The 12,156-nt window shown below is 40.6% G+C and carries 12 protein-coding genes and 1 tRNA gene; 6 read left to right on the top strand and 7 right to left on the bottom strand.

What is annotated here, in order from left to right; all coding sequences use genetic code 11:
- Nucleotides 1-4 precede the first annotated feature (4 nt).
- The 3 genes from AY606_RS00290 to AY606_RS00280 all read left to right on the top strand — a co-directional run bounded on the left by AY606_RS00290 (nucleotide 5) and on the right by AY606_RS00280 (nucleotide 3,677).
- Nucleotides 5-77: transfer RNA gene (locus AY606_RS00290), tRNA-Arg, on the top strand.
- A gap of 528 nt (nucleotides 78-605) precedes the next feature.
- A complete protein-coding gene (locus AY606_RS00285) occupies nucleotides 606-2,153 on the top strand; it encodes an outer membrane protein transport protein (protein ID WP_067863051.1) in 1,548 nt (515 codons plus the stop codon).
- A 327-nt stretch (nucleotides 2,154-2,480) separates the two neighbouring features.
- Nucleotides 2,481-3,677 carry an OmpP1/FadL family transporter gene (locus AY606_RS00280; protein WP_067863048.1) on the top strand — a complete coding sequence of 399 codons (1,197 nt, stop codon included), beginning with the start codon at nucleotides 2,481-2,483 and terminating at the stop codon, nucleotides 3,675-3,677.
- Between the two features lie 71 nt (nucleotides 3,678-3,748).
- On the opposite strand, the gene thrH is transcribed toward AY606_RS00280, so the two are convergent.
- Complete coding sequence (gene thrH, locus AY606_RS00275) at nucleotides 3,749-4,366, bottom strand: bifunctional phosphoserine phosphatase/homoserine phosphotransferase ThrH (RefSeq protein WP_067864449.1); 618 nt, start codon at nucleotides 4,364-4,366, stop codon at nucleotides 3,749-3,751.
- 199 nt (nucleotides 4,367-4,565) lie between these two features.
- On the opposite strand from thrH, the gene AY606_RS00270 reads away from it, so the two are divergent.
- Both AY606_RS00270 and AY606_RS00265 read left to right on the top strand, forming a co-directional pair.
- Entirely contained in the window at nucleotides 4,566-5,300 is a 735-nt protein-coding gene (locus tag AY606_RS00270) for a phosphoadenylyl-sulfate reductase (RefSeq protein ID WP_067863045.1), read from the top strand.
- Between the two features lie 171 nt (nucleotides 5,301-5,471).
- Nucleotides 5,472-6,854, top strand: a complete 1,383-nt coding sequence (locus tag AY606_RS00265) for a WS/DGAT/MGAT family O-acyltransferase (protein WP_067863042.1) — start codon at nucleotides 5,472-5,474, stop codon at nucleotides 6,852-6,854.
- Between the two features lie 53 nt (nucleotides 6,855-6,907).
- Here AY606_RS00265 and AY606_RS16240 read toward each other — a convergent pair whose 3' ends face one another.
- From AY606_RS16240 to AY606_RS00240, 6 genes are all read right to left on the bottom strand, one after another.
- Nucleotides 6,908-7,078 carry a PA1571 family protein gene (locus AY606_RS16240; RefSeq protein ID WP_212838705.1) on the bottom strand — a complete coding sequence of 57 codons (171 nt, stop codon included), beginning with the start codon at nucleotides 7,076-7,078 and terminating at the stop codon, nucleotides 6,908-6,910.
- Nucleotides 7,079-7,210: 132 nt separating this feature from the next.
- Entirely contained in the window at nucleotides 7,211-8,665 is a 1,455-nt protein-coding gene (gene rng / locus AY606_RS00260) for a ribonuclease G (protein ID WP_067863040.1), read from the bottom strand.
- 42 nt (nucleotides 8,666-8,707) lie between these two features.
- Entirely contained in the window at nucleotides 8,708-9,274 is a 567-nt protein-coding gene (locus AY606_RS00255) for a Maf-like protein (protein WP_067863037.1), read from the bottom strand.
- Complete coding sequence (gene mreD / locus AY606_RS00250; protein WP_067863034.1) at nucleotides 9,262-9,753, bottom strand: rod shape-determining protein MreD; 492 nt, start codon at nucleotides 9,751-9,753, stop codon at nucleotides 9,262-9,264. Before mreD ends, AY606_RS00255 begins: the two co-directional genes overlap by 13 nt.
- Nucleotides 9,740-10,597 (bottom strand): rod shape-determining protein MreC, encoded by an 858-nt coding sequence (gene mreC / locus AY606_RS00245; RefSeq protein WP_067863031.1) that lies wholly within the window; start codon nucleotides 10,595-10,597, stop codon nucleotides 9,740-9,742. Before mreC ends, mreD begins: the two co-directional genes overlap by 14 nt.
- 16 nt (nucleotides 10,598-10,613) lie before the next feature.
- Entirely contained in the window at nucleotides 10,614-11,660 is a 1,047-nt protein-coding gene (locus tag AY606_RS00240) for a rod shape-determining protein (protein WP_067863029.1), read from the bottom strand.
- Nucleotides 11,661-11,792: 132 nt separating this feature from the next.
- Between AY606_RS00240 and gatC the strand changes: the two genes are divergently transcribed.
- Entirely contained in the window at nucleotides 11,793-12,107 is a 315-nt protein-coding gene (gene gatC, locus AY606_RS00235) for an Asp-tRNA(Asn)/Glu-tRNA(Gln) amidotransferase subunit GatC (protein ID WP_067863027.1), read from the top strand.
- Nucleotides 12,108-12,156: the final 49 nt, after the last annotated feature.

Here is a 12,156-nt window from a genome sequence, read left to right as displayed (position 1 = left end):
CATTGTGCCCTTAGCTTAACTGGATAGAGCAGTTGCCTCCTAAGTGACCGACGCGGGTTCGACTCCCGCAGGGCGCACAAGCGTACCAATAAAAAATAAAAATTCGTATCAAGAATCTCTTAGATGCAGCTCTCCATGAATAAGAGTATGATTTGTTTAACAATTAAAAATAAATATTAAAGAATTTAAGCTAAAATAAGAATTTACCCTATTACGATTTACTCCTTCCAGATCTTAGATTTATGTTGTAATTTTTAAGTAAAAAAATAATGTGATCTAGATAACAAATTATTACTACACTTCTCACGCTAAATGGTTATTTTTTGACCAAATAAGATTTTGAGTCTAAATTAAATATATGATTATTTATCAAAAACTTAAAATCAAAAAATAATCAGATTAAAATTAAAAACGCTAATAAGTGGTATTTTTATTCTAATTAGTTTTTCTAGAGCATTTACTCTTTTTTTTATTGTGTTATTTTTGTCACATGGAGTAACAAATGATATCTGGTTGAAAGACCGATGTTACCAAAAATTAATACTCAGCATAAATAACATAAAGCCGCAGTAAAAAAAAATTTGTACCTCAAGGAAAGACACACAATGAAATTAAAAACTCTTAGTACAGCGATTCTTCTAGCAACTGTGCCAATGACTGGTGTATTCGCAGCCGCAATGGACCGCTCTGGTCAATCAATATCTGCATTTTTGCAGCCAGGGAATTATTTTGAAGCGGGTATTTCTGTTTTAGATCCTACTGTAGAAGGCCAAGAAGCTGGTACCAGTGCAACACAACGCAATATTTCAGATATGGCGGGTGATTATTATTTCCCAAGTGCAGCCCTAAAATTTCAGCCTACTAGCAAATTTTCATTTGGTATTTTGTATGACCAACCTTTTGGTGCAGATGCTGAATATAAAGGCAATAATGTTTTTGTTTCTGAGGCTTCAAATACTATTTTGGCTCCAACAGCATTAGCTGAAATTCGTCAAAATACTATTAATACGAATGTTGCAGCGGTCTTACCAGGGGCACTTGCTACTAATTTAACACCAGGTGTAAACAATCAAGTTACACAACGAGCTGCTGCATTAGTAACTGCGGGTGTAGCACCAGACCAAGCTACTGCAGAATCAGCAATCCGCAATGATACAGCTGCAATGACTGCAATTACTCAAGGCGTAACAGCTTCAATCACACAACAAGTAAATAATACAGTTGCTACAACAGTAGATGCTGGATTAGCTAATATTAATGGTTTACTTGGTACTGGAAATACCCGAGTTGAAGTAGACACTCAAAACTTATCATTTATTGCAGGTTTCCAACCAACTGAAAACTGGAATATCTATGCTGGTCCAGTTTATCAAACTGTTAAAGGTAATCTAAGTTTGCGCGGTCAGGCATACAGCATATTCAATGGCTATGATGCAAGTATTAAAGAAACAAGTGGTACAGGTTGGTTAGCAGGTCTAGCATTTCAAATTCCTGATATTGCTTTGAAAGCATCTTTGACTTATCGTTCTGAAATTGATCACGATGTAAATATTAATGAGAGTATCCCCACTCTACCAGCGTTAACATTACTTCCAAATGGTGCAGCAGCAGCAGCAGGGATTGCAGCAGCAAGTGGCGAGACTAAAATCACGACTCCACAATCTGTAAATCTAGATTTTCAAACCGGTATAATGGCAAATACCGTTGCTTTTGCTAATGTTCGCTGGGTAGATTGGTCTAGTTTCTCAATTCGTCCTTATAAATTTGGTCTATTATCTGATGCAGTGGGTCCTCTAGTCCAACGTCCAAATGGTTTTAACTTAGTTGAATATTCTGATGACCAAATTTCAGCAACTGTCGGTGTTGGTCGTAAACTAAACGAACAATGGGCTGGTAATTTATCTGTAGGTTGGGATTCTGGTGCGGGTAACCCCGTTTCTACTTTAGGTCCTACAGAAGGCTACTGGAATGTTGGTTTAGGACTACAGTTCAGTCCAGCACCAAATTACTTTATCGCTGGTGGTGTGAAATACTTCTGGTTGGGTGATGCAAAAGCCCAAACTGGTGCTCAAGCTGGTGGAAATGAATACGTTGCTAACTTTGAAGATAACAATGCCATCGCATATGGTCTGAAAATCGGCTACCGCTTCTAAAATCATTAAATAAATTAATATAAAGGCCATTGTTTACAATGGCCTTTTTTACATTACATCTCTTGTTTTTTTAATATCTCAATCTATATGTTTCAAATTTGATCAAAAAGAATTACTTGTAGCTTCCTAATTATTTAAGCTTATTACTCTATTTTTTTACTTATAAATCATTAATATACAAAAGTATTGTTAGTACTTTTACTCTATTCAAGTTCATTTTTTGAATTGATCAGTTCATTATCTAATCATAGCTGAGCATTTACTCTTTTTTTATTTATGTTACTTTTCCATGACTTTTAGTTACAAAATGGCATCAGGGAAAGAACTATGAAGCTCAATACCTTATCTATTGCTATCTTTATTAGCACTCTTCCACTTACTTCAGTAATTGCAGGCGGTTTAGACCGTTCAGGTCAATCCATTTCGGCTTTTTTACAGCCAGGGAATTATGCTGAAGCAGGTATTTCTGTTCTAGATCCTGAAGTAAAATCAAACCAACTCAATGTTAGCGATATGGCAGAAGATTATTACTTCCCTTCTGCCGCAATAAAAGTTCAAGCAACTGATAAAATTTCTGTAGGTCTCTTATACGACCAACCATTTGGTGCTGACTCTCAATATGCTTCAACTGCTGGTTCATTTGGTAATGGTACAGAAGGCACTTCTGTAGAAGTAAAAACAAATACCCTCACAGCTTTAATCGGGTATCAGCCAACTGAAAACTGGAATTTTTATGCCGGTCCAGTTTGGCAGACTGTTGAAGCTGATATTAAATTACGTGGTGCAGCTTACTCCTTATTGAGTGGCTATAATATTAAAGTTGATCAAGAAGAAGCTTTCGGTTGGCTCGCTGGTTTTGCTTATCAAATTCCTGAAATTGCTCTTAAAGCAGCAGTAACCTATCGTTCTGAAATTAAACATGAAGCCCAAGCTAATGAAACGTCAGGCTTAGCTCTGTTAGGACAACAGTTACCTGCAACAGGTCATCCATTAAGCCCTGCTAAACCGATATTGGCAACTATGGGTGCTAGAGAAAGCATTGTAGAAGCGACTACTCCACAATCTGTTAATATCGATTTACAAACAGGTATTGCTCAAAACACTTTAGCATTTGCAAATCTTCGTTGGGTACATTGGGACCAATTTGCTGTTAAGCCAGAATTATTAGCGCAAGCTTCTGCGCTGGCTAAAGGCAAAGCACAAAATTTAATTGACTACTCCGATGATCAATGGTCTGCAACCGTTGGCTTAGGTCATAAATTTACTAACAAATGGTCGGGTACAGCAGCAGTTGGATTCGATTCTGGCGCTGGTAACCCTGTAACGACTTTAGGACCGACTGAAGGTTACTGGAGTGTGGGTCTAGGCGGTCAATACAGCCCTGCAGAAAATTATTTTATCCAAGCGGGTGTAAAATACTTCTGGTTAGGTGACGCAACTGCACAAACTGGTGGTACTCCGGTAGGTGATTTTGAAGACAATCACGCCATTGGCTATGGTATGAAAATCGGTTACCGTTTCTAATTACGTTAAAATTAGCATAAACAAGAAAGGGCGCTTAGAGCGCCCTTCTTTATTCAAATATCTATTAAATATTAAGCGGGAATGTCACGAACAGAAGCATTACGAATCGCTTCTTTCAATGCATCATAACCATAAATTGGCGGGAATTGCGGGAATTCAGCAATCACATTTTCAGGTGCATCAAACAAGAAACCGTGGTCTGCTTCACCTAGCATTGTGGTATCGTTATACGAATCCCCCGCTGCGATCACACGGAAGTTCAAACCATGCAGTGCTTTCACCGCCTGACGTTTTTGATCCGGCTGGCGAAGTTTATAGGCAGAGATCATTCCTGCTTCATCGGTTTCCAGCTTATGACAGAAAATTGTTGGCCAATCCAATTGCTTCATCAGTGGATGCGCAAATTCATAGAAAGTATCGGAAAGAATAATCAGCTGGAAATGAGTACTGACCCATTTCACAAATTCTTTTGCACCCGGGAATGGTCCCATATCTGCAATCACTTCCTGAATATCATTTAAGCCTAAACCATGCTCTTTTAAAATATTCAGGCGCTGTGTCATCAATACATCGTAGTCTGGGATATCACGTGTAGTGGCTTCCAATGCTTTAATTCCAGTTTTTTTGGCGAAGTTAATCCAAATTTCTGGAACTAATACCCCCTCAAGATCAAGACATACGATTTCCATGGGTTCTCCCAATGTCAGTGAAAAATTTGCATTATGATAGCTTAAAAATTGACATTCCATATGCTGTTTTTTTAAATCTATTTTATTCATAAGTATTTATTTTTTAGTGCTAAGCAGACTATTCCAATTCTATTAAAATCGTTGTGAATTAAATTAATATAGGTGTTTAAGTATCCAAGCCTATACGCCAGGAACTGTCATGACTACAATCCCCACCCTTGACCTTGTTGATGCACTTGCATCTGAATATGCGGATAAATCTCCCAGCGAAATTCTGGAACTTGCTTTGAGTCAGCAGGGTGAAATTGCAATTTCATTTTCAGGTGCTGAAGATGTGGTTTTAATTGATATGGCTTCCCATCTGGGCAAACCCTTTCGTGTCTTTAGTTTAGATACTGGTCGTTTGCACGCAGAAACCTATCAATTTATAGAAACTGTGCGTAAGCATTATAAAATTGATATCGAAATTTGTTTTCCAGAGAACGAGGCAATTCAGCAACTTACCACTGAAAAAGGTTTATTTAGTTTCTATCGCGACGGTCACCAAGAGTGTTGTAGTATTCGCAAAGTTAAACCGCTACGTAAAAAACTGGCAAGCTTAGATGGCTGGATTACCGGACAACGCAAAGACCAGAGCCCAGGTACGCGTGATGAAATTCCTGTGGTTCAGGCCGATACAGGTTTTTCTGGACCCGGAAAGCAACTGATCAAATATAACCCCCTAGCTAACTGGTCAAGCGCTGATGTATGGAATTATATTCGTATGATGGAAATTCCTTATAATCCCTTACATGAACGTGGTTTCATTTCTATTGGGTGTGAACCGTGTACACGCGCAGTCCTTCCAAATCAACATGAACGTGAGGGTCGCTGGTGGTGGGAAGAAGCCACTCATAAAGAATGTGGCTTACATGCCGGAAATTTAATAAAATAATTTTTTCAAAAAAAGCCACTGTTTTTAGTGGCTTTTTGTTCACTTTTCCTTACATAGAAAGCGGTTCTTTTATTTTTGAAAAAAGATATACTGAAAAAACGGTTTTTATAATTCTAACAAGCCTGTTCAAATAAGAACAGCCAATGAAATTGCAGTGAGGCATTCCACGCTATGCGTCCTTTACACCCTATTGATTTTATTTTTTTGTCGCTAGAAAAACGTCAGCAACCCATGCATGTTGGTGGACTTTTTCTATTTCAGATTCCTGACAATGCCCCTGATACATTTATTCAAGACCTCGTTGCCGATATCCGTAAGTCCAAGTCTCTTCCTGTTGCCCCTTTTAATAATAAACTGAATGGCCTATTTTGGGATGAAGATCAGGAATTTGATTTAGACCACCATTTCCGTCACATTGCACTTCCTCACCCAGCTCGAATCCGTGAATTACTGACTTATATTTCACAAGAACATAGCGCTTTACTTGATCGTGCTAAACCACTTTGGACCTGCAATATTATTGAAGGGATTGAAGGCAACCGCTTTGCCATGTATTTTAAAATTCACCATGCGATGGTGGATGGCATTGCAGGAATGCGTTTAGTTGAAAAATCATTGTCGCAAGATCCAGAGGCAAAAAGTATTGTGCCGCTGTGGTGTGTTGAAGGCCCTCGCGCTAAACGCTCTAAAGAGCCCCAGAAGAAGAGTCGCATAAAAAAAATTATGGGTGCTTTAAAAGAACAATTTGAATCCACCCCAAAAGTCATGTATGAATTATCTCAAACCATCTTTAAAGATATGGGACGTAATCCTGACTATGTTTCAAGTTTCCAGGCCCCAAGCAGTATTTTAAATCAACGCGTGAGTTCATCACGCCGTTTCGCAGCACAATCCTTTGAGCTGGGCCGCTTAAGCAAGATTGCCAAAGCACTCGGTGTGACCATTAATGATGTGGTACTGGCGATTTGTTCGGGTGCGTTACGCGAGTATCTGATCAGTCAAAAGGCTTTACCGAAAAAACCCCTCATTGCCATGGTGCCTGCGTCAGTACGTGATGATAATTCTGAGGTTTCAAATCGTATTACGATGATTTTAGCCAATTTAGGCACTCATAAAGAAACACCATTAGAACGTCTGCAGATAATCCGTCGTAGTGTACTCAATGCGAAGCAGCGTTTTAAACGCATGAACTCAAATCAAATTTTGAACTATAGTGCATTGGTTTATGGGGCGGCTGGTTTAAATATCGTTTCAGGCATGATGCCTACACGTCAAGCGTTCAATATTGTAATTTCCAATGTTCCCGGCCCACGTGAACCGTTATATTGGAATGGTGCAAAACTGGATGCACTCTACCCGGCTTCTATTGTTTTAGATGGGCAAGCTCTCAATATTACAATGACCAGTTATTTAGATAAACTGGAAGTGGGCTTAACAGGCTGTCGTAATGCATTACCTAAAATGCAAAACCTATTGATTCACTTGGAAGATGAAATTCAGCGATTTGAAGAGATCGTGGGTCAAGAAACCCCAAAGTTACAGGCGGTAAGTTAACCGCAGTTTAAAAAGAATAAATATAAATCAATTAGGGGGCGTTTATTCGCCCCTTAATTTTTAATACTACGGCATTGATTTAACAATTGATGGCAAACCGAACGAATCATGGCAGCAGTAATCTGAACTTCTTTACCTTGCTCATCGACGATATAGCCTTTCTGTGTTGGTTTGTGATCTAAAGCTTTCAAACTTTTATTACTAACAACTTGGCTCATACTCATGTCATACCTCTTTTTGCTAAGCCAAAAAGGGAGATTTTGGCTTTGGCTACTGTGTATGACTAGTATTAGAAATTACACTTCGAAAGTAAAATTTCAGATGTAACAAGTGTTTAACGATATTCTGTTACAATTTCAACTCAGAATGATATCGTATTGCTCTTGCGTATATAGATTTTCCACTTGGAACTTGATCATACGCCCTATAAAGTGCTCTAAATCGGCTACTGCCGGTGCTTCCGCTGTTAACAATCGGTCAATCACCAAAGGATGGGCAATCACGGTAAATTCACTTTTTGATTCAAAAGCACGCGCATATCTTAAAATTTCTCGAAAAATTTCGTAACACACTGTCTCTGCGGTTTTCACATAACCTCGACCCTGACAGATCGGACATGATTCACATAACAAGTGTTCTAAAGATTCACGAGTACGCTTACGGGTCATTTCGACCAAACCAAGCTCGGATACTTGCGTGATTTTAGTTTTCGCGTGGTCACGTTCAAGCATGCGCTCAAACTGGCTCATCACTTCCTCACGATGCTGTGCTTCCTGCATATCAATGAAGTCGATAATGATAATACCACCCAAATTGCGCAACCGCAGCTGACGTGCAATCACTTGCGTCGCTTCCATATTGGTTTTGAAGACAGTATCTTCTAGTGTCCGACCACCGACATAGGAACCGGTATTGACATCAATCGTGGTCATCGCTTCAGTCTGGTCTAGCATTAAATAGCCGCCCGACTTGAGAGCTACCCGCGTTTGCAAGGCTTTTTGAATGTCTTCTTCTACATTGTACAAGTCAAAAATAGGACGTTCACCCGGGTAATGCATCAATCTGGTTTGCATACTCGGTACAAATTCTTCGACAAACTCTTGCAACTTGGCATGAATTTCACGTGAATCTACTGAAATCTTGGCGGTATTTTCATTGGCTAAATCACGAATCACCCGTTGCGGAAGCGGCAGTTCTTCAAAAATCAGTGAAGGTACAGCAATACTGGTTTGCTTGCGCTGAACAAATTCCCAAAGCTTGGCCAAATACGCCATATCCTGAGCAATTTCTGATTCATCAATACCTTCAGCAGCGGTACGTACAATCACACTACCCGGTAGCTTATGTTTAGTTTGAATACCGTCAATCATCGAACGTAAGCGATCGCGCTCGACTTCAGATTCAATCCGTTGGGAAACGCCAATATGATGACCATACGGCATGAGCACGAGATAACGCGAAGGAATGGAAAGATCTGTACTTAAACGCGCACCTTTGGTTCCCAGCATGTCTTTCATCACTTGAACAGTAAGGATTTGCCCCGGTTGCAGCAGCTCAAAAACATTCGGGGTCGGCTGGTTACGCGGCCAGACCATATCGTTAATATGCAAAAAAGCAGTACGAGATAAACCAATATCGACGAAGGCAGCTTGCATACCCGGCAAAACGCGGACAATTTTGCCTTTATAAATATTTCCAACCAGACCACGTTTAGCCGTGCGCTCTACGAATAGTTCATTGACCGTACCATTTTGGATTAAGGCCACCCGACATTCCATGGGTGTGACGTTAATCAACAACTCGTCAGACATAATAAGACTCAAAACATTATAAAAATTCTTTTTTTGCAGCCGTTAATTTAGTGCCTTAACCGACTGTAATAACTGTACCGTTTCATATAAAGGCAAGCCTACAACGTTACTATAACTTCCTTCTATACGAGGAATATAACGTGCTGCAATACCCTGAATGGCATAAGCTCCGGCTTTACCTAGAGGTTCACCTGTTGCCCAATAACTTTCCATATCATCGAGACTTAAGTGTTGAAACTCAACCTGCGTTCGTACCACTATACTTGATTTTTTTGTCATTGTACGTACGCAAACACCTGAAAATACATCATGTTTACGACCTGAAATGCGTTGCCACATTTCAAAAGCATGTTGTTTAGATTCAGGTTTACCTAAAATTTGCTGATCGACACTTAAACTGGTATCCGCAGCAATAACCACTGCACCGGGAAAATGATCCAAGACCGCTTGAGCTTTGCTGCATGCGAGACGTTCCACATAGGCAGCAACGCCCTCGCCGGCTAAAACCGACTCATCAATCTCGGGACTAAAAATTTCAAATTCCAGTCCAAGTTGCTGAAGCAACTCGCGACGGCGCGGAGAACTCGAAGCAAGAATTAAATGCGCCATTTTCTTAGGAAAAAATAAATAACAGGGAAAAATAAAACACTGCTCAATAAAGGCTGCCAGTGTCGTGCAATTGAAAATTGCATGCCGCCCATAATTTGAGCCAACCCAGTCATAAACAAATGTGCCAACACGGCCAAGAAGCTAATGATCCATAAATTCCCAAAGGTCAAAATGCGTCGTTCCTGGGTTAAAAACCTGGCGATAAAAGTGATCATCACAAAGGTTAAAGCATTCATTCCCAACGGAGCATCAACCAAAAGATCGGTAAAAATACCGGTCGCGAAAGCAAACCAGATTCCACACCATGTCGGCTGGCACATGATCCAGAAGAGCATCACCAGCAACATGAATAATGGACGTGCACCTGAAACCGCATAGGACAATGGATAAACGATCAGTACTGAACAGATAATAACTGAAAGAATAATAGCAATAAGCGGATCACGTTTATTCTCAGAGCGTAATTTAGCGATCAGCATGCGGTTGCTCCATCGCTAAAGAGTCAGAAAAAAGTACCACTACATGATGTCCACCTGCCAATAGCGCGGCTGGAATGACTTCAATTTTGGCAAACTCACCCGAATTATGTCGATTTACTTTAGACACTGTTCCCACGAGGTAACCCGCAGGGAAATGTTCGCCTAAACCTGAGCTATATACTTTTTCACCAACTTTGATGTTGGCGCTGGTTGGAACATATTCCATCTTCAAATGACCTAAATCACCTGTACCGCTAACAATGGCACGCATTCCGGTATGTTCTAAACGTACAGAGAGAGAATGCTCTTTATCGGACAGCAACATGATCCGGCTACTATGCGGATAGACATTGATGATTTGCCCCATAATGCCTTGGTCATCCAAAACCGTTTGACCGACTTTGAGCTGACTGCTTGCACCCCGGTTAATCACAATAATATGTCTAAGTGGATCTGCATCGGTACCAATCACTTCTGCAATTTCCATACGCCCATCAATAATCAGTGGGGTATCGAGCAAACCTCTTAGACGGGTATTTTCAGCAGAAAGTTCAGATAATTTTTGCAGACGAACTTGCGCCTGTAAAAGCTCGGCTTGCATCGCGGTATTTTCACGACGTAACTGGGCTTCAGACTTGGTTTGTTGATTTAGCCATTCTCGCGATAACACTGGATAACTTGCCAAGGCATAAATGGGATTATATGCCGCATACAAGACATCACGTGCGGGCTGAATCACATGTGGCATGCGCCAGTTAAAAAACAGCACAACCCAGCATGTGATGACCGCAATGATAAATGAGCGAAAAGATGGCGGTTGTCTAGAAAACAGATTTGTTTGCACCCGCCTGGTCCTTAACTTAGCCTACAAATAGCATGTCATGATTGGGATTATCAAAGAATTCTAAGACTTTACCACCACCACGTGTCACGCAAGTTAAAGGATCTTCTGCGACAACCACAGGTAAACCTGTTTCTTGTGCAAGCAGTTTATCGAGGTTACGCAATAATGCACCACCACCTGTCAAGACAATGCCACGTTCTGCAATGTCAGACGACAATTCAGGTGGTGTTTGTTCCAGTGCAGATTTCACCGCAGAGACAATATTCTGTAAGGGATCAGAAATGGCTTGAGTAATTTCATCAGAAGTCACAGTAATGGCACGAGGCACACCTTCTGCCAGGTTACGACCCCGAACTTCAATTTCGAGTGGTTTAGCACCTTCATCCGGCAATGCCATTCCCACTTCTTTTTTAATCACTTCAGCAGTGGTTTCACCAATCACGCAGCCATGTGCTTTACGTACGTAGTTAATGATCTGTTCATCAAATACATCACCACCAATACGTAGCGAGTCTGAATAGACACAGCCTTGTAATGAAATAATGGCAATTTCAGTGGTACCACCCCCGACATCCACCACCATTGAACCACATGCTTGCTCAACCGGCATACCCGCACCAATTGCAGCAGCCATTGGCTCTTCAATTAAGCGAACATCACGCGCACCGGCATTAAATACCGCTTCACGGATGGCACGGCGTTCTACCAGTGTTGATTTGCAAGGAACACACACCACAACGCGCGGTGCAGGTGGAAATAAACGTCTTTCATGCACTTTACCAATAAACTGGTTCAGCATGGTTTCAGTCACTTCAAAATCGGCAATCACACCATCTTTCATGGGACGGATTGCGGTAATATTCGCAGGAGTACGACCAAGCATTTGCTTTGCGTCAAGACCTACCGCGGCAACAATTTTTTGTGAACCACTGTGACGAATCGCCACAACCGTCGGTTCATTTAATATAATGCCTCGTCCTGGTGCATAAATAAGTGTATTTGCTGTACCTAAATCAATGGCTAGATCGGGCGAAAACAAGCCAATTAGTCTTTTTAGAATCACGGAGACGTTCTCGATTAAACATTATGTGGACGCAAGGTGGCAACTTTAACTAAATGTGATGATTTGAACAAGTCAATCGCTTATTATAACGTACGATATTTTGAATTTTTTTAATACTGATCAGGTGATGTTATGTCTACAACGGATGCACAGCATTCTGCAGATTTAAATGCACAAACAGTTTCAGCAATCGCCAATCTAGCACGATTGTCGCTAGATGATACGCAATCTGCTGAATATGCTCAAAGTCTAAATAAAATTTTAGGCATGATGGAAACCTTAAAAGGCATTGACACAGAAGGTGTCGAGCCGCTTAAAAGCCCATTTGACCATCCGCAACCCTTACGTGAAGACGTGGTTTCTGAACAAAATCATCGTGAAGAATATCAAGCTGTTGCACCTGCAACTCAAGATGGCTTGTACCTTGTTCCACGCGTGATTGAATAATTTCCAATCAGTCAAATCATTTTTGTTAAATTAAACGTAAAGAATTATT

This window comes from Acinetobacter sp. SFB, assembly GCF_001647545.1.
Classification (GTDB): Bacteria; Pseudomonadota; Gammaproteobacteria; order Pseudomonadales; family Moraxellaceae; genus Acinetobacter.
This window is presented reverse-complemented; position numbering and strand designations above follow the sequence as displayed.